Here is a 17,167-nt window from a genome sequence, read left to right on the forward strand (position 1 = left end):
CACCATGACCTTTACCCAGCCTCGTTTGAGATTGCTGTTGATACTGAGTGTGACCTTGTTGGTGGTGGGCTTTACGTCCTACATCCTGTTTCGCCACAGCGGCGCGCCAGCCGATGAAGGCTTCGCCGCCGAGCAATTGAACGAAGGGGGCATGGAAGACATCGGCACGTTGGCACTGCCGGAGGTGGAGAAACGCCTCAATTATTTGATCCAGGACACCGGTGAAACCCTCAGGTCCCTGGAGCGGGTCAGCGACGTGCAATTGAGCCTGACTGTCGAGACGACCGAGCCTGCCGGCGAACAGCCGTTGCAATACGAGCCGCTGTTCGTCCCGTTCACCAGCGCGCAACTGAAAGCTGAATTGGCGTCGATCCAGGACCTGCGTTTTGCTCAGAAACTGTTCGCCGACGGTTCCGAAGTGCGGCTCGATACCAGTCGCCTCGATCCTCTTTGGAAGCGCGCCGCCATGCCGGATGAGCCGACGGCCGAGCAGTATTTGCCGCAGCGCTTGGTTTTTCGCGATGGCAGCGAAAAAACTTTCGCCGAGCTCAAGGCGCCGCCCAAGGTCGAGTCCGACGACATGATCGCATCCCATGACGCCTTCGCACTTGCGGTGAACAAACCGCTGGCGAGTCTCGGCTTGACAGTCGCTTACCGCAGCTATCCGGCGTTCAGGAAAGTGGTGCTGGACAAGGACCAGCCGAAGGTGACCCTGGACGACGGCCAGTCCTTCCAGCTCACGGCCCTGGGTGATGGCAGCGCTTCCGTGCGCTTGAGTACGCTGAAATTGTCGACCTTCGTGGTGCAAGGGCTGGACGATGGAGGCAGGGCGCTCTACAGCAACGGGAACAGCTCCCGGGCGTTCCCCTCCGAGGGCGATATCGCGGCATTGCAGGACTATTACAACGCGCTGCTGCAGACCAAGGACGACCTCGAGCAGCTCAAGACCGGCCAAGCGGTGCAACAGCAACTGGAGCGCGTGACCGAGGCGCTGGTCGCTCAGGCGGGGCCGTTGCAGAACACCGAGGTCGACTACCGATTCGAGGCCACCCCGCAACGCATCGTCATCCATGTACTCGATCCGATGGAAGACAACCGCGTTGAGTTCACCCAGGTCGACAACGTCCTGGCAGCCCAAGCACGGTACATCGCCCAGGACCGCAAGGCCGAGCGCTATGGCTTCATCGACCAGGCCGGCCAATGGTTGATCAAACCCCGTTGGGTGCAGGTGCAAGACAGCCCGGTGGCCGATACCTACACGTTGTTTTACCCGGAGAAGTCCAGCGACCCGGAATCGGAGTGGCAGGCGTTGCGCAGCCAGCTCGCCTATTTCCCCGCCGGTAGCAACAAGCTCGTCGACCTGCCGTTCGAACACATCACCGAGGCGCTGAGCAATGGCCTGCTGTTGGTGGAGCGTGAAACCAACGGCCCTTATGGGCTCTACGATGCCAGGCATCATCGGTTTGTGTTGCCGATGAAATTCGTCAACCCCACCGTGACCGATAACCTGTTCATCGCCCGTCTCGGCAAGCGAACTGATCTCATGGAAGGCCTGTACGGCGCTTATACCCTGGACGGCAAGGAGATCCTGCCGACGCAATTCTCGGGCCTCGAGCACAGCGCGGGTCTGCTCTACGCCAGCTCGGCCGATCGGAGTCGTGAGGATGTTTTCGACCTGGAAGGCAAACGGATCAACCTCCCAGGTTACAACGTGATAGGCCGGTTTGTGGGGCAGCAGCCGCTGTTGGTGCAGGACACCAAAAGCAGGAAGTTCGCCTTTATCGATCGCCAGGGCGCGCGGCTACCGATCAAGTTGCCTTATGACGAAGTGACGCCGTTTTCCAACGGCATGGCGGTGGTCGGGCGCGATGACAGCTACGGTGCCATCGACATGGCGGGCCGCTTGCAAGTGCCACTGGATTACCAGCAGATCAACGCGTTCCAGACCCGTTATGCAGCGGCCATCCGGGCGGGTGGGGGGACCTCGCTGGTCTTGATCAGCCAGGACAACAAGGTGATCAAGGCGCTGGGGTCCTACACCAGCATGAAGGTGCCGGATAACGGCAATGAGGCCCGTTACTATGTGAGGGACCCGAAGAACGATGACGAGTATCTGGTCTATGACGCCGATGGCAATCTCGTGAAGAAAGACGAATAACCGCTGGTGCACTGAACCTGTGGCGAGGGAGCTTGCTCCCGCTCGACTGCGCAGCAGTCGCAAGGCGGCCTATGTAGCTTGCCCATCACATCGCAGCGCCTGGTTTTGGGGTTGCTGCGCAACCCAGCGGGAGCAAGCTCCCTCGCCACGGGGTGCCTTTGGATCAGGGGTGGCTGATGCCACAGGAGCGTGTTCGTGTCCGGATCTCAGAGCTGGCTTATATAGGTCCCCGTCCCCTTGAGGATGTTCTGCAACGTCAGTTCCACTTCCGCCAGGTCCGCCGCACCGGTGCCGTGGATGATCTCCAGCACATCGTCGCCATTCAACGCATCGGCATCCGCCGGGGCAATCTCAATCAGCAGGCGGGTCGGGCTGAGCGTGACCCTGACGCCGTCCAGGGTCGAAGGCTCTCCATCCAAGGCGATTTCCAGTTCGTCTTCGTCGGGGTAGCGCGTCATCAGGAACATTTCGCCCTGGGCGCTGTGGCAGCAGAGCATGGCCATGTTGTCTTCTTCGTCGTCGCACGGGTTGGCGATCAGAAGGGCGGTGGTCATTTGCATGGTGATGCTCCAGGATCGAGTGCACCGACGGGGTGCAAAAAGTGGATTTTGCCAGCCTGAAGGATTTTCTGCTGGTTTACCGCCTCGGGGTGCCGTTTGGTCCCCAGCCTGCTAGGGTTGTTCGGTGCGCACCGGCTGTTTAGCTAGCCGATGACCGAATATGTCGCAGCGCTGCAAGCAGGCAGGATGTCGCACTCGTTAAGCTGCGCAACGGATGTGCACCTGCAAAGTCCACCCCGGGGTGATTTTTGCAGGTGTCCATGACATGAAATTACATGGAAAAGGATGTGACCTGCCGGTCCTGTCCAGCTTCACCCACCTGTCATCCTGTTTCCTCTGCCCGAGAATCAGGAACGGGATGGCCGACGGCCCCGAAAGGGGTTGCACGCGACGCTACCATCAATAACAAGCCCAAGCGGAGTACCACAGATGGCGTTCTTCACCGCAGCCAGCAAAGCCGACTTCCAGCACCAACTGCAAGCGGCACTGGCGCAGCACATCAGTGAACAGGCACTGCCACAAGTGGCGCTGTTCGCTGAACAATTCTTCGGCATCATTTCCCTCGATGAACTTACCCAGCGTCGGTTGTCCGACCTCGCCGGCTGCACCCTGTCTGCCTGGCGCCTGCTTGAGCGCTTCGACCACACGCAACCGCAGGTGCGCGTCTACAACCCCGATTACGAACGCCACGGCTGGCAGTCGACCCACACGGCCGTGGAAGTGTTGCACCACGACCTGCCGTTCCTGGTGGACTCGGTCCGCACCGAGCTGAACCGTCGCGGCTACAGCATCCATACCCTGCAAACCACCGTCCTGAGCGTGCGTCGCGGCAGCAAGGGCGAGTTGCTGGAGATCCTGCCGAAGGGCACCCAGGGCGACGACGTGCTGCAAGAGTCGCTGATGTACTTGGAAATCGACCGCTGCGCCAACGCCGCCGAACTCAACGTCCTGAGCAAGGAACTTGAGCAAGTGCTGGGCGAAGTGCGCGTGGCCGTGGCCGATTTCGAACCGATGAAAGCCAAGGTCCAGGAAATCCTCGACAGCCTGGACAGCAGCGCCTACGCCATCGACGCTGATGAAAAGAGCGAGATCAAGAGCTTCCTGGAATGGCTGGTGGGTAACCACTTCACCTTCCTGGGCTACGAAGAGTTCGTGGTGCGCGACGAGGCCGATGGCGGCCACATCGAGTACAACCCCGATTCGTTCCTCGGCCTGACCAAGTTGCTGCGCGCCGGCCTGACCGCCGAGGACCTGCGCATCGAAGACTACGCCGTCAACTACCTGCGCGAACCGACGCCGCTGTCGTTCGCCAAGGCCGCGCACCCGAGCCGCGTGCACCGTCCGGCCTACCCGGACTACGTGTCGATCCGTGAAATCGACGCCAACGGCAAGGTCATCAAGGAATGCCGCTTCATGGGCCTGTACACCTCTTCGGTGTATGGCGAGAGCGTGCGGGTCATCCCGTACATCCGCCGCAAGGTCGCGGAAATCGAGCGTCGCTCGGGCTTCCAGGCCAAGGCGCACCTGGGCAAGGAACTGGCCCAGGTGGTCGAAGTGCTGCCTCGCGACGACCTGTTCCAGACCCCGGTGGACGAGCTGTTCAGCACCGTCATGTCCATCGTGCAGATCCAGGAACGCAACAAGATTCGTGTGTTCCTGCGCAAAGACCCGTACGGCCGTTTCTGCTACTGCCTGGCCTACGTGCCGCGTGATATCTACTCCACCGAAGTGCGCCAGAAGATCCAGCAAGTGCTGATGGATCGCCTGAAGGCCTCGGACTGCGAGTTCTGGACCTTCTTCTCCGAGTCCGTACTGGCCCGCGTGCAGTTGATCCTGCGGGTGGACCCGAAGAACCGCATCGACATCGACCCGTTGCTGCTGGAAAAAGAAGTCGTGCAGGCCTGCCGCAGCTGGAAGGACGACTACGCCAGCCTGGTCATCGAGAGTTTCGGTGAAGCCCAGGGCACCAACGTGCTGTCGGACTTCCCGAAAGGCTTCCCGGCCGGCTACCGCGAGCGCTTTGCCGCGCACTCGGCCGTGGTCGACATGCAGCACCTGCTGAGCCTGAACGAAAAGAATCCGCTGGTGATGAGCTTCTACCAGCCGCTGGGCCAGGTTTCCGGCCAGCGCGAGCTGCACTGCAAGCTGTATCACGCCGACACGCCGCTGGCGCTGTCCGACGTGCTGCCGATCCTGGAAAACCTCGGCCTGCGCGTGCTGGGTGAATTCCCGTACCGCCTGCGCCACACCAACGGCCGCGAATTCTGGATTCATGATTTCGCCTTCACCGCCGCCGAAGGCCTGGACCTCGACATCCAGCAACTCAACGACACCTTGCAGGACGCCTTCGTCCACATCGTGCGTGGCGATGCCGAGAACGATGCGTTCAACCGCCTGGTGCTGACCGCCGGCCTGCCATGGCGCGACGTGGCATTGCTGCGTGCCTACGCTCGTTACCTGAAGCAGATCCGCCTGGGCTTCGACCTGGGTTACATCGCCAGCACCCTGAACAACCACACCGACATCGCGCGCGAGTTGACCCGGTTGTTCAAGACCCGCTTCTATCTGGCGCGCAAGCTCAGCGGCGATGACCTGGAAGACAAGCAGCTGCGCCTGGAGCAAGCGATCCTCTCGGCCCTCGACGAGGTGCAGGTACTCAACGAAGACCGCATCCTGCGTCGTTACCTGGACCTGATCAAGGCGACCCTGCGGACCAACTTCTACCAGACCGACGCCAACGGCCAGAACAAGTCCTACTTCAGCTTCAAGTTCAACCCGCACTTGATCCCGGAACTGCCGAAGCCGGTGCCGAAGTTCGAAATCTTCGTCTACTCGCCACGGGTCGAAGGCGTGCACCTGCGCTTCGGCAACGTTGCCCGCGGTGGCCTGCGCTGGTCCGACCGTGAAGAAGACTACCGCACCGAAGTGCTCGGCCTGGTAAAAGCCCAGCAAGTGAAGAACTCGGTGATCGTGCCGGTGGGCGCCAAGGGCGGCTTCCTGCCGCGTCGCCTGCCACTGGGCGGCAGCCGGGACGAGATCGCGGCCGAGGGCATCGCCTGCTACCGCATCTTCATCTCGGGCCTGTTGGACATCACCGACAACCTGAAGGACGGCGCGCTGGTACCGCCGGCCAACGTCGTGCGCCATGACGACGATGACCCGTACCTGGTGGTGGCGGCGGACAAGGGCACTGCGACCTTCTCCGACATCGCCAACGGCATCGCCATCGACTACGGCTTCTGGCTCGGCGATGCGTTCGCCTCCGGCGGTTCGGCCGGCTACGACCACAAGAAAATGGGCATCACCGCCAAGGGCGCGTGGGTCGGTGTGCAACGTCACTTCCGCGAGCGCGGCATCAACGTCCAGGAAGACAGCATCACCGTGGTGGGCGTCGGCGACATGGCCGGCGACGTGTTCGGCAACGGCTTGTTGATGTCCGACAAGCTGCAACTGGTCGCGGCCTTCAACCATCTGCACATCTTCATCGACCCGAACCCTACGCCTGCCAGCAGCTTTGCCGAGCGCAAGCGCCTGTTCGACCTGCCGCGTTCGGCCTGGACCGACTACGACGCCAGCATCATGTCCGAAGGCGGCGGTATCTTCTCGCGCAGCGCGAAGAGCATCGCGATTTCGCCACAGATGAAAGAGCGCTTCGACATCAAGGCCGACAAACTGACCCCGACCGAACTGCTGAACGCCTTGCTCAAGGCGCCGGTGGACCTGTTGTGGAACGGCGGTATCGGTACCTACGTCAAGGCCAGCAGCGAAAGCCACGCCGATGTCGGCGACAAGGCCAACGACGCGCTGCGCGTGAACGGCAACGAACTGCGCTGCAAGGTCGTGGGCGAGGGCGGCAACCTGGGCATGACCCAACTGGGTCGCGTCGAGTTCGGCCTCAATGGCGGCGGTTCCAACACCGACTTCATCGACAACGCCGGTGGCGTGGACTGCTCCGACCACGAAGTGAACATCAAGATCCTGCTCAACGAAGTGGTGCAGGCCGGCGACATGACCGACAAGCAACGCAACCAGTTGCTGGCGAGCATGACCGACGAAGTCGGTGGCCTGGTGTTGGGCAACAACTACAAGCAGACCCAGGCCCTGTCCCTGGCGGCACGCCGCGCCTTCGTGCGGATCGCCGAATACAAGCGCCTGATGAACGATCTGGAAGCCCGGGGCAAGCTGGACCGTGCCATCGAGTTCCTGCCGACGGAAGAGCAACTGGCCGAACGTGTCGCGGCGGGCCATGGCCTGACCCGTGCCGAACTGTCGGTGCTGATCTCCTACAGCAAGATCGACCTCAAGGAAGCGCTGCTCAACTCCCTGGTGCCGGACGATGACTACCTGACCCGTGACATGGAGACGGCTTTCCCGCCAACGCTGGTGAGCAAGTTCTCCGAAGCCATGCGTCGTCACCGCCTGAAACGCGAGATCGTCAGCACCCAGATCGCCAACGACCTGGTCAACCACATGGGCATCACCTTCGTCCAGCGGTTGAAAGAATCGACGGGCATGAGCCCGGCGAACGTGGCCGGTGCCTATGTGATCGTTCGGGACATCTTCCATCTCCCGCACTGGTTCCGTCAGATTGAAGCCTTGGACCACCAGGTCTCGGCCGACGTGCAACTGGAGCTGATGGACGAGCTGATGCGTCTGGGCCGTCGCGCCACGCGCTGGTTCCTGCGCAGCCGCCGCAACGAGCAGAACGCTGCCCGTGACGTCGCTCACTTCGGTCCGCACCTGGCCGCGTTGGGCCTCAAGCTCGACGAACTGCTGGAAGGTCCGACCCGCGAAGGCTGGCAGACCCGCTACCAGGCCTACGTGGCCGCCGGCGTGCCGGAGCTGCTGGCGCGCATGGTTGCCGGCACGACGCACCTGTACACCTTGCTGCCGATCATCGAGGCGGCTGACGTCACCGGTCAGAACGCCGCCGACGTGGCCAAGGCTTACTTCGCCGTGGGCAGCGCCCTGGACATCACCTGGTACCTGCAACAGATCAGCGCACTGCCGGTGGAAAACAACTGGCAGGCACTGGCCCGTGAAGCGTTCCGTGATGATGTCGACTGGCAACAGCGGGCAATCACCATCTCGGTCCTGCAAGAGGGCGATGGCGCCCAGGACGTGGAAACGCGCCTGGCACTGTGGCTGGAGCAGCACCGCGAGATGGTCGAGCGCTGGCGCGCCATGCTGGTGGACATCCGTGCTGCCAGCGGTACCGACTATGCCATGTACGCGGTCGCCAACCGCGAGCTGCTGGACGTGGCAATGAGTGGTCAGGCGGTCGTGACGGCCAACTGATCCGACGTTGAATGAAAAAGCCCCGCATTGAGAGATGCGGGGCTTTTTTTGTTTTTAAGATCCACTGTGGGCCCCTGTGGGAGCGGGCTTGCTCGCGAAAGCGGTGGGTCAGTCAACAACGCTTAGACAGGGAAACCGCTTTCGCGAGCAAGCCCGCTCCCACAAGGGGGACTGCGTCTAGGCGAGTTAGTTTTTCAACGGAATCAACACCGCCTCATCCTCGCCCATCACCATGAACACCAGCAATTTAGCCGGTTGGCTCGCGCTGGCGTTTTTCGACACCAGGTGCTCGGAACCCGCCGCTTCATACCAGAATTCCCCGGCTTTGTAGGTCTTCGCCGCCTCGCCCTTGACCTGGGAAGTGATGGCGCCTTCGAGTACATAGGCCATGGCCGTGCCCTCGTGCTTGTGGGCAATGGACGCTTGGCCGGGGGCGTAGTTGACGGTCAGCATCATGGTTTTTTTACCTGGAACATTTTTCAGCATTTGCTCCTGCAGCACCGTGACCTTCTCCGAAGGCGCGGCTTCGTGGGCGTAGGCCTGGGTAATGGGCAGCAGGCTGAGGGCGGCGAGCAGACAGAGTGTTTTCATGGGGATGGCCTATTTGGTTTCGAGTGATTTCGCGCTGGCGCGGCGATGGACTCACCCTAAGCCCCGAGGCGGGGCAAGCAAACGTCCAATCTTTCGGAAGGTGGGTAGACCAATTGGCTGGGTCGATGAAGCCATTGGCCGATGGAGCTTTTGTGGCGAGGGAGCTTGCTCCCGCTGGGTGGCGAAGCCGCCCCAACACAGGCGGCGCATTCAATCAGAGTCTTGCGTCTGCTGCGCAGCCGAGCGGGAGCAAGCTCCCTCGCCACAGGGTGAAGTGCTTGGCAGGAATAGATTCGTGGTCTCAGACAATCGGAAAACTATTGAAATCCACGCTTCGAGCCAGGCGGTTGTCGATCAGGCTGATGAAACCTTGCACTTCCGGGCAGTTGAAGTGGGCTTGCATGGCCGCTTCCGATTGCCAGCGGGCACTGACGTTCCAGCGGTCGCCATCGTCGGGGCAACGGTCGACCAGATAGGCATCGCAGCCGGGCAGGGCGCGCAAGGTCTCGACGATTTGCTGCAATTGCCGGCCCAGTTCTTCCGAGCGACCGGCGGCGGCTTGCACCTGTACGGTATTGATCACTTGGCGAGACATTGTTCAGGCTCCTGAATCAAGTCGGACGGTGGTTATTCACGATCAATGACACCCGTGCAGGATAGGCCTGGCGGCGCAAGGCTCAAACAGCCAATGGGCGGATAAATGCCCAGTCCAATTCTCAAGCCACCTGCTGCAGAATGTCGCGCAAGCGGTCCAGGGCGACATCGATGTCCAGGGTTTCGATCGCACCGAAACCGAAGAACAGGCCCGGTCGCACAGGCACATCGTTGAAAAACCCCTCGAGGCTGTAGAGCCCGACCTCGGCTTTTTTCGCCAGCTCGATCACCAGCGCCAGGTCCATCGGCACCTTGCACAACACCGCCATATGAAAGCCCGCGGTGGTCGGCACGGCCTCGAACCAGGGCGACAAGTCCCCGGCCATGCGCGCCAGGATCCGCTCGCGGCGCCCGGCATACAGGGTGTGGCAGCGGCGGATGTGCTTGAGCAGGCAGCCTTCGGCGATGAATTTCGCCAACGCCCACTGGGGCAGGGTGGAGGTGTGCTGGTCGGTGAGGCGCTTGGCCAGGATCACCGCTTCAAGGATCGCCGGCGGCAGGATCGCATAACCGAGTCGCAGCTCCGGCAACAGGGTCTTGGAGAAGGTGCCGACGTACGCCACGATCCCGCGTTCATCCAGGCTCTGCAACGAATCGGCGGGCCGCCCTTCGTAGCGGAATTCGCTGTCGTAGTCGTCTTCGATGATGATCGCCCCCAACTCATAGGCCCGCGCCAGCAACGCCTCGCGACGGGCCTGGCTCATGGGCATGCCCAGGGGAAACTGGTGAGAGGGCGTCACGTAGATCAACCGCGTGCCGTCGGGGATCAGGTCCACCCGCAGGCCTTGATCGTCCACCGGCACCCCGGCCACCGTGGCGCCCTGGGAGCCAAACAGCAACCGCGCCGGCGGATAGCCGGGGTCTTCCATGGCCACCAGGCTGCCGGGACGGGTCAACACCCGCGAGATCAAGTCCAGGGCTTGCTGCGCGCCGTTGCACACCACGACGTCTTCGTCCTGGCAACTGACCCCGCGGGAAAACGCGATATGCCGGGCAATGGCATTGCGCAGCGCCGGCAGGCCTTCGGGCTGGCTGTAGAAGCCCTTGGCGCTGGCGATCTGGCGCAGCGCGTGGGCGGTGCAGCGCCGCCAGTCGTCCAGCGGAAACTGCCCTTTGCCGGTGGCGCCACCAATGAAGTCGTAGCGCAACGCACCTTCGAGGGTGGGATGGCGCATCAGGTCGGGCATGGTGCGCCAGGCCTCGACGACATCGGCACCGGCCAGTTCGCGGTGGCTTTGCTTGCGTACCACTTTGGCGGGCCGCGCATTGACGTAGGTGCCTTTGCCGATAATGCCAGTGAGGAAGTTTTCGTAGGTCAGTTGGGCGTAGGTGTCGGAAACGGTCTTGCGCGAAACACCCAGTTGCTCGGCCAGCAGGCGACTGGGCGGCAGCTGGGTGCCGGCGGCCAGGCGGCCGCTCTCGATGGCACTGCGCAATTGTTGATACAACTGGCCCGACAGGTCCTTGCGGCCGTTGATGACAACATGAAGTTCCATACCCGCAAGCTCCTGGGCGATTGTTCGGCGGCCAGCGTCAAAAGCGCAAGATTACCCGCATTGTGCGATTGCGTTGAAGTTGCGTGGGGAAAATCCCGTCGATTGGACTTGTCTCCGGTTTTTTCGCCGAATTGGACCTGTCATTGACCGACCCCAGGGCCTACCGTGGAACGCTCGAACGCCACGGAGCCCGCCATGAGCCCGCGTCTGGATTACTACGCTGCATCCCCCGGGGCGATGAGGGCCATGATCGGCCTGGAAGCCCTGACCAGTCGCCTGAGTATCGAACCGGCGCTGCTGCACCTGATAAAGATCCGCGCTTCGCAACTCAATGGCTGCGCCTTCTGCACCGACATGCATTCGGTGGAGGCGCGACGCCAGGGCGAGACCGAACGGCGGCTCTACGCGGTGGCGGTATGGCGCGACAGCGGTTTCTTCACGGCCCGCGAACGGGCCGGCCTGGCCTGGACCGAGGCGGTGACGCTGTTGGCGCAAAGCCAAGTCCCCGACGACGTCTACGCCCAGGCCCGGGCCTGCTTCAGCGAGGAGGAACTGGTGGACCTGACCCTGGCGATCAGCACCATCAACAGCTGGAACCGGCTGGCGGTGAGTTTTCGCCAGAGCCCGGGTGGCTGACTATCTGGATCAGGCTCTGAAGTGATCCCTGTGGCGAGGGAGCTTGCTCCCGCTCGGTTGCGCAGCGACCGCAAAATCTTGGGGCCGCTTCGCAGCCCAGCGGGAGCAAGCTCCCTCGCCACAAAAAGCAGTGTCGTTATTTGGGCAGCGGTGAGGTGTTGGCCGGCACCGGCGGCCGCTGGGGCTTGACCGAGGTGCCAAACGTATTGCCCATGCGCACCCCCGTGGCCGCCGGGGTCGCCAGGCCGACGCTGTTCGGCGCGCGTTCGTTGACTGGCACGTTCATGGTCTCCTGGGCCCGTTGCGCTGCGGTTGCGGCCTCGGGGTCATTACCCATCTGCCGGCTCAGGCAGTTGTAGTCGGGCGTCTTGTAGCCACCGACGGTCACCTCGATACAGCCCGGGGCTTCTTCGCCCTGGGCCCAGGGCATGGCCAAGAGCAACCCGAGGCCTGCCGCCATTTTCGTCCACTGTTTCATCACCGACCTCCTGGTCCGCCATGCAAGACGGTTCGTTGTCAGGGCATCAGTCTAGTGCGGCCTGGAGGATTTGTATCAGTTGTCATACGACATTCATAAACACCCCTCAGGATGACGATTTTCAACGGATACGTCAGTCGTGCAGCAGGGCAGAGCCGAGGGCGGACGAGGACGTGGATTGACCGGGGCGCCCTTGGGGTGGCTGGTGGTGTTGCTGTGTCTGCTGAGTGCGCCGGCCCAGGCAGTCGACTGGGTAGAGCTGGACATCGCGCCCCAGGAATTGACCACGGCGCTGGAACAGTTCAGTCGTTTTACCGGCATGGCCGTGCTGGTTGACCAGCAGCTATCGGACCAGCGCCATACGCTGGGCGTGCGGGGGCGGTTCACGCCTTCCGAAGGGTTGCGGGTGTTGCTCAGCGGCACCGGGCTGGCGGCGCATTATGCCCGGGCGGATGCGTTTACGTTGCAGCCGGTGCGGGTCCGCGAGGTGCCGTTGCCTGCCGGCGTAACCCCGGGCTTGGGCGACAGCAATTACGCAGCCGCCATCCAGACGGTCATACAGCGCAATTTATGTGGTTCACCGTTGACCCGCCCGGGCAGTTTCCGGGCGGTGCTGCAAATGTGGATCGGCCGGGACGGCGTGGTCCAGCACAGCCGCCTGGTCAGTTCCACGGGCGACCTGATGCGGGACAAGGCCCTGGTCGATAGCTTGCAGAACCTCAGGATCGACCGCCCGGCGCCCAGTTCGCTGCGCCAGCCGGTGACCCTGCTTTTGTTACCCGACTCATCAGGAAGAAGCATGGAATGCACAACAGGGGAAGGGGTGCCCGGGCGATGAAAGACATCGGCCGCAGCCCGTTGGTGAAGCTGTTCCTCACCTCCTATGAGGATTTCCGGGTGCGCTTGCGCCGGCGCCTGGGTTCCGAGGAGCTGGCCAACGATGTGCTGCATGAAACCTACCTGCGGGTCGATCGCATGGTCGACACGTCGGACATCGCCCAGCCCAATGCCTATTTGTATCGCATGGCCCTGAACATTGCCGCTGACCGTCGGCAGGCCGATGCACGCTTGCTCACGGGGGATGAAATCGAGGAGTTGCTGCAGGTCTCGGATGAAGCGTTGGACCCGGCACGGGTGGTGGGTGGGCAGAAGGAGTTGCAGACGTTGCTCAAGGCCTTGTACGAACTGCCGGCGCGGCGTCGCAGGATTTTCATCGCCGCCCGCCTGGAAGAAGCGCCGCACTTGGAAATCTCCCAGCGCTTCGGTATCTCCACCCGTATGGTGGAGAAGGAAATCAAGGCGGCGCTGGGGCATTGCGCCCTGCGCCTGGAAAGAAAAGTCATTCAGCGGTTCGGTCCCGGCGCGGGAAAACCGTCTTGAGAGTAGAGACCCGACCCTTTCATGAGTGTGTGTGCGCTTGAACATCTTCAGCATCGCTTCCCCTGACGCCACGCCCCAGGCCCGATTGGCCAGCGAGGCCCGAGATTGGCTGATCCTGCTGACCTCGGGACGTGCCACCGTGGCCGATGCCAAGGCCTTGCGCCAATGGTGCGGGCAAAGCCCCGAGCATGCGCGGGCTTTTGAGCAGGCCAAGGCGTTGTGGCAGGGGCTGCAACCCGCCGCCACCGCATTGCAGGCGCCCCGGCATTTTGGCCGGCGGGCGTTGTTGGGTGGGGCAATCGCTGCATCGGCGGCATTCCTGTTGATCCGCGCCACGGTGCCCGGCGGTGTCTCCGGGCTGGGGGCCGACTACATCACGGACGTCGGCGAACAGCGCCGGGTGGAACTGGCCGAGGGTGTCAGCCTGGAACTCAATACCCAGACTCGCCTCAGTCACCGTTCGCTGGCCGATGGCGGGCAAGGGTTGGAATTGCTCAGTGGCGAGATTGAAGTGCAGGGGCGCAGTGCCCAGGTGGTCAGCGTCCAGGCCGGCGCCGGTTGGATCAGCGCCGCCCGGGCACGCTTCAACATCCGCTACACCGACCAGAGCGTCTGCGCGACTTGCCTGGAGGGCGTGGTGCAGGTCGAGGTGCAAGGCCAGCGGTTTCGTTTGGAGCCGGGCATGCAGTTGACCTACGACCCGCGCCAGGTGGGCACTCCCGAGCGTGCCGATGTGTCGGCGGCCGTTGCCTGGCGTGAGCAGGTCTTGGTGTTCAACGACGCGACCCTGGCCAGCGTCATCGATGAAATCAACCGCTATCGTCCCGGCATGTTGCTGCTGCTCAACCGCGAGCTGGGCCAGCGCAAGGTCCAGGCACGCTTTCGCCTCGACCAACTGGCGGGCGTGGCGCTGTTGATCCGCGATGCCTACGGCGCCAAATGTACCGAATTGCCGGGTGGGGTGGTGGTGCTGAGCTGAGCCTCGCGGTGCCTGGGCGAGCCTCATCGCGAGCAAGCCCGCTCCCACAGTGGATTTGTGTTGTGCCCAAATCTTGGGTTCATTCAATAACCCTGTGGGAGCGGGCTTGCTCGCGAAGGCGGCATCACAGTCGACATTGATGTCGAGCCTACAGGCCTCTTCGCGAGCAAGCCCGCTCCCACAAGGACCAGTGCTAGGGTCCAATAACTACCTACTCCAGCGGTCCAAGCACCTGTCGATAGGTTTCAGGCCCCTGAGGCGTCTGGCGAGTCAGGCTGATCTCGATGCCCGCAGGGTTTTCCTGGCGGTTGCCGCTGAGTTTGCGCCAGCCTTTTTCCGTGTCCCAGTACCGCAGCCCGGCATCGCTGACGTCGCTGAGCACCGCCACGCCCGGGCCGGGTGCGGGCAGGGGGTAGCGATTGCGGGCCTGGCCTTGGGCGCGGTAAAGCGTGTCGCCCTTGAGCCACCAGCGCACCCGTTGCAACTCGCCTTCCTGGGCCGCCGCCACGCGGATCACATCCAGGCGAAAGCCCTGACCCTCGGTGCTGCGCACGGTGAAGGCGGGTGGGGCGGTGGAGGGCTCGTCGTCGACGCCGGGTTTGACCGGTTCACTCAGCTCGATGCTGGCGCGCAGGTCGACGTCGCGCTCCAGTTGATTCAAGACCCGCAGCAACGCTTCGGTCTGTTCGGTGCTGGCCTGCAAATGGCTGTCGGCCCGAGTCACGCTGTCCAGCCCGCGCCAGGCGATCAGGCTGACCACCGCCATCAGCAGGATCGCCACCATCACTTCCAGCAAGGTGAAGCCGGTCTCCCGCGCGCTCATTGGAGTTGCACCCGCCGGCGGCACTGCGTTGCACGGTGAGACTGTTCTGGCCGTCCGACAAACGGATCTGCAAGGGTTCGCCGATCCATTCGGCATTCAGCACGACCCGCTGCCTGGGCTCCACGCGAACCTCCATCGACGGGCTCTGCCAGCGCCGACGACGCAGTTGCGGGTCGTCCTCGAAGCGATCGGCCCCAGTGCCTTGATCCGCGCGGCGACTGAAGCCAAAGCCCTTGGCGTCCCAGCGCCAGGTAATCGGCCGCCCGTCGGTTCGGGCTTCGGTCTGGGCCAGTTGCAACAGCTGCACCAGTCGTTCGCCATCCTGGCGTAGCAATTTCAACGGGTCCGGCTTGATGCTCAGGCTTACGGCGGCGCTGGCGATGCCGACAATCACCAGCACGACCATCAGTTCGATCAGGGTGAAACCGCGTTGCTTGCCGAGGTTCATGGGCGCTCCTTTGCGTGAGCCTCATCCTGCACGGCGAAGATGATAAGGATGTGAAATAAAACGGAGAGAATTGCCGCGTACGCTGCAAGCTGGAATCAAGACAAGGAGATTCAGGCCATGGCGTTCATCGAGCGTGTATCCCCGGCGCAAATCGTCCAGGTCGTGGGCTTGTTGGCGGCGTTGGCCGGGGTGGCGACCTGGTCGTCGCTGCTGCTCACGTCGGCCGAGTCGCGCACGCCGGACGTCGCCCCGCAACGCATGGCCGAGCGTTCCGATAACCCGGCGCTGCAATGGTTCTCCAACCAACCGGCACCGGTGGACATCAAGGTCAGCGGCGTGATGGCCGGCAGCCACGCTTCCGTGGCGATCCTCAGCCTCAACGACGGACCGCCGCGCAGTTTCCTGGTGGGTGAGCGCGTGGCCCAAGGGGTACGCTTGGTGGCGATCGAGGCGCAGGCGGTGGTCATCGAACGCGGCAACGAACAGACCCGACTGGTCCTGGCGCGGTTGCCGGATTCAGTGAGTTTGCCCTCGCTGACCCACTCCGAAAACCAGCGCTGACCTGTGGCGAGGGAGCTTGCTCCCGCTCGGTTGCGTAGCGACCGCAGGATCTTGGGGCCGCTTCGCCCGAGGCGTCGGACCGGCCCAGCGGGAGCAAGCTCCCTCGCCACAGGGGATCGCATTGCCTCTCCTTATTTCTCCCGGCTGACCAACGTCTCCAATCGAGCCAACGGCGGTGCTTCACGCGTGCGGTCCGACACGCTCAGTTCAACCCGCAGCAACCGACCGTTTTCCGCCGGCCGCAGGGTCTGTTCGCAGCGCAGCCGCAAGCGCCCCTGGTCGCACTCGAACACTTTCGAGCCCGGGGCAAAACCGCCTTCCAGACGCAGTTGTGCCAGTTGGCTGCGGGCGGTGAGCAGGGCGATGGATTTGTCTCGCAGCAAGCCGCTGCTCTGGGTCATCACGGCGGCCACGCGCACGGCGGCCGACATGGCCACGGCGATGATCGCCAGGGCCACCAGCACTTCGATCAGGGTGAAGCCGGCTTGCGGAGCAGGGCGTGGCATGACACGGGCTCTAGAGCGAGGGCAGCCTTCAAGGCTAGCCGGCGTTCGTGACCGATTGACGACGCAAGCTCCTGAGCAATTTCAATATCACTGACATATTTTCTTGCAACACTGCGCCTCGAATCGAATCCAGCGAAGGACCGTCGAGATGCAGATTGCCCGTTACAACGCCCGTTCCCAAGGCCCTCGTGGGCAGTTGGGTTTCACCCTGATCGAAATCATGGTCGTGGTGGTGATCCTCGGCATCCTGGCGGCGATGGTGGTGCCCAAGGTGCTTGACCGTCCCGACCAGGCGCGGGCAACGGCGGCGAAACAGGACATTGGCGGCCTGATGCAAGCCTTGAAGTTGTACCGCCTGGACCACGGCAGTTACCCGAACATGAACCAGGGCCTCAAGGTGCTGGTGGAGAAACCGGCCGATGCGAAAAACGGCACCTGGCGCTCCTACCTCGAACGCCTGCCCAATGATCCGTGGGGACGCCCTTACAACTACCTCAACCCCGGTGCCAACGGTGAAGTCGATATATTTTCCCTGGGGGCCGACGGCCAGCCTGACGGCGACGGCGTGAATGCCGACATTGGCTCCTGGCAGTTATAAG

Annotated in this window: 15 protein-coding genes and 1 pseudogene; 8 read left to right on the plus strand and 8 right to left on the minus strand. The window is 62.9% G+C overall.

What is annotated here, in order from left to right; all coding sequences use genetic code 11:
* The first annotated feature begins 4 nt into the window (after positions 1-4).
* On the plus strand, positions 5-2,158 hold the full coding sequence (locus M1D99_RS14200) for a WG repeat-containing protein (RefSeq protein WP_434576020.1): 2,154 nt from the start codon (positions 5-7) through the stop codon (positions 2,156-2,158).
* A 206-nt stretch (positions 2,159-2,364) separates the two neighbouring features.
* Here M1D99_RS14200 and M1D99_RS14205 read toward each other — a convergent pair whose 3' ends face one another.
* Positions 2,365-2,718: a hypothetical protein gene (locus M1D99_RS14205; protein WP_434576022.1), complete on the minus strand. Its 354-nt coding sequence runs from the start codon at positions 2,716-2,718 to the stop codon at positions 2,365-2,367.
* A 429-nt stretch (positions 2,719-3,147) separates the two neighbouring features.
* Between M1D99_RS14205 and M1D99_RS14210 the strand changes: the two genes are divergently transcribed.
* The gene (locus M1D99_RS14210; RefSeq protein ID WP_434576024.1) at positions 3,148-8,016 is read left to right on the plus strand and encodes an NAD-glutamate dehydrogenase; all 4,869 of its coding nucleotides are present in this window, start codon (positions 3,148-3,150) and stop codon (positions 8,014-8,016) included.
* Positions 8,017-8,202: 186 nt separating this feature from the next.
* Here M1D99_RS14210 and M1D99_RS14215 read toward each other — a convergent pair whose 3' ends face one another.
* From M1D99_RS14215 to pdxR, 3 genes are all read right to left on the minus strand, one after another.
* Entirely contained in the window at positions 8,203-8,607 is a 405-nt protein-coding gene (locus tag M1D99_RS14215; protein ID WP_434576026.1) for a cupin domain-containing protein, read from the minus strand.
* Positions 8,608-8,908: 301 nt separating this feature from the next.
* Entirely contained in the window at positions 8,909-9,202 is a 294-nt protein-coding gene (locus tag M1D99_RS14220; protein ID WP_122566412.1) for a putative quinol monooxygenase, read from the minus strand.
* A 121-nt stretch (positions 9,203-9,323) separates the two neighbouring features.
* Positions 9,324-10,757 carry a MocR-like pyridoxine biosynthesis transcription factor PdxR gene (pdxR, locus tag M1D99_RS14225; protein WP_434576028.1) on the minus strand — a complete coding sequence of 478 codons (1,434 nt, stop codon included), beginning with the start codon at positions 10,755-10,757 and terminating at the stop codon, positions 9,324-9,326.
* A gap of 195 nt (positions 10,758-10,952) precedes the next feature.
* On the opposite strand from pdxR, the gene M1D99_RS14230 reads away from it, so the two are divergent.
* Entirely contained in the window at positions 10,953-11,393 is a 441-nt protein-coding gene (locus M1D99_RS14230) for a carboxymuconolactone decarboxylase family protein (RefSeq protein ID WP_186704905.1), read from the plus strand.
* A 136-nt stretch (positions 11,394-11,529) separates the two neighbouring features.
* Here M1D99_RS14230 and M1D99_RS14235 read toward each other — a convergent pair whose 3' ends face one another.
* Complete coding sequence (locus M1D99_RS14235) at positions 11,530-11,871, minus strand: hypothetical protein (protein WP_434576030.1); 342 nt, start codon at positions 11,869-11,871, stop codon at positions 11,530-11,532.
* Positions 11,872-12,076: 205 nt separating this feature from the next.
* Between M1D99_RS14235 and M1D99_RS14240 the strand changes: the two genes are divergently transcribed.
* From M1D99_RS14240 to M1D99_RS14250, 3 genes are read left to right on the plus strand one after another with little or no spacing between them, the layout of a single operon-like run.
* A complete protein-coding gene (locus M1D99_RS14240) occupies positions 12,077-12,709 on the plus strand; it encodes a secretin and TonB N-terminal domain-containing protein (protein ID WP_186704980.1) in 633 nt (210 codons plus the stop codon).
* Positions 12,706-13,251, plus strand: a complete 546-nt coding sequence (locus tag M1D99_RS14245; RefSeq protein WP_053119708.1) for a sigma-70 family RNA polymerase sigma factor — start codon at positions 12,706-12,708, stop codon at positions 13,249-13,251. The genes M1D99_RS14240 and M1D99_RS14245 overlap by 4 nt, the downstream gene beginning before the upstream one ends.
* A 37-nt stretch (positions 13,252-13,288) precedes the next feature.
* Entirely contained in the window at positions 13,289-14,230 is a 942-nt protein-coding gene (locus M1D99_RS14250; protein WP_458132140.1) for a FecR family protein, read from the plus strand.
* A gap of 211 nt (positions 14,231-14,441) precedes the next feature.
* Here the strand turns inward: M1D99_RS14250 and M1D99_RS14255 are convergent, their stop codons facing one another.
* Together M1D99_RS14255 and gspH are read right to left on the minus strand one after the other, a co-directional pair.
* Positions 14,442-15,053: a PulJ/GspJ family protein gene (locus M1D99_RS14255; RefSeq protein WP_458132061.1), complete on the minus strand. Its 612-nt coding sequence runs from the start codon at positions 15,051-15,053 to the stop codon at positions 14,442-14,444.
* A gap of 13 nt (positions 15,054-15,066) precedes the next feature.
* Positions 15,067-15,501 (minus strand): annotated as a pseudogene (gene gspH, locus M1D99_RS14260) (type II secretion system minor pseudopilin GspH); the annotation flags it as partial.
* A gap of 117 nt (positions 15,502-15,618) precedes the next feature.
* Between gspH and M1D99_RS14265 the strand changes: the two are divergent.
* Positions 15,619-16,062, plus strand: coding sequence for a type II secretion system protein N (locus M1D99_RS14265; protein ID WP_434576034.1), 444 nt, complete (start codon positions 15,619-15,621; stop codon positions 16,060-16,062).
* 131 nt (positions 16,063-16,193) lie between these two features.
* On the opposite strand, the gene gspI is transcribed toward M1D99_RS14265, so the two are convergent.
* Complete coding sequence (gene gspI / locus M1D99_RS14270; protein WP_434576036.1) at positions 16,194-16,568, minus strand: type II secretion system minor pseudopilin GspI; 375 nt, start codon at positions 16,566-16,568, stop codon at positions 16,194-16,196.
* 148 nt (positions 16,569-16,716) lie between these two features.
* Between gspI and gspG the strand changes: the two genes are divergently transcribed.
* Complete coding sequence (gene gspG, locus M1D99_RS14275) at positions 16,717-17,166, plus strand: type II secretion system major pseudopilin GspG (protein ID WP_186704911.1); 450 nt, start codon at positions 16,717-16,719, stop codon at positions 17,164-17,166.
* Position 17,167: the final 1 nt, after the last annotated feature.

The organism is Pseudomonas sp. R3-41 (assembly GCF_054161485.1).

What these genes read in the sequence shown, in the direction of transcription:
- M1D99_RS14220 (WP_122566412.1), bottom strand. Translation starts at nt 9,202, where the DNA reads ATGTCTCGCCAAGTGATCAATACCGTACAGGTGCAAGCCGCCGCCGGT.
- M1D99_RS14235 (WP_434576030.1), bottom strand. Translation starts at nt 11,871, where the DNA reads ATGAAACAGTGGACGAAAATGGCGGCAGGCCTCGGGTTGCTCTTGGCC.
- M1D99_RS14265 (WP_434576034.1), top strand. Translation starts at nt 15,619, where the DNA reads ATGGCGTTCATCGAGCGTGTATCCCCGGCGCAAATCGTCCAGGTCGTG.
- gspI (WP_434576036.1), bottom strand. Translation starts at nt 16,568, where the DNA reads ATGCCACGCCCTGCTCCGCAAGCCGGCTTCACCCTGATCGAAGTGCTG.
- M1D99_RS14205 (WP_434576022.1), bottom strand. Translation starts at nt 2,718, where the DNA reads ATGCAAATGACCACCGCCCTTCTGATCGCCAACCCGTGCGACGACGAA.
- M1D99_RS14255 (WP_458132061.1), bottom strand. Translation starts at nt 15,053, where the DNA reads ATGAGCGCGCGGGAGACCGGCTTCACCTTGCTGGAAGTGATGGTGGCG.
- M1D99_RS14200 (WP_434576020.1), top strand. Translation starts at nt 5, where the DNA reads ATGACCTTTACCCAGCCTCGTTTGAGATTGCTGTTGATACTGAGTGTG.
- M1D99_RS14210 (WP_434576024.1), top strand. Translation starts at nt 3,148, where the DNA reads ATGGCGTTCTTCACCGCAGCCAGCAAAGCCGACTTCCAGCACCAACTG.
- M1D99_RS14215 (WP_434576026.1), bottom strand. Translation starts at nt 8,607, where the DNA reads ATGAAAACACTCTGTCTGCTCGCCGCCCTCAGCCTGCTGCCCATTACC.
- gspG (WP_186704911.1), top strand. Translation starts at nt 16,717, where the DNA reads ATGCAGATTGCCCGTTACAACGCCCGTTCCCAAGGCCCTCGTGGGCAG.
- M1D99_RS14245 (WP_053119708.1), top strand. Translation starts at nt 12,706, where the DNA reads ATGAAAGACATCGGCCGCAGCCCGTTGGTGAAGCTGTTCCTCACCTCC.
- M1D99_RS14230 (WP_186704905.1), top strand. Translation starts at nt 10,953, where the DNA reads ATGAGCCCGCGTCTGGATTACTACGCTGCATCCCCCGGGGCGATGAGG.
- pdxR (WP_434576028.1), bottom strand. Translation starts at nt 10,757, where the DNA reads ATGGAACTTCATGTTGTCATCAACGGCCGCAAGGACCTGTCGGGCCAG.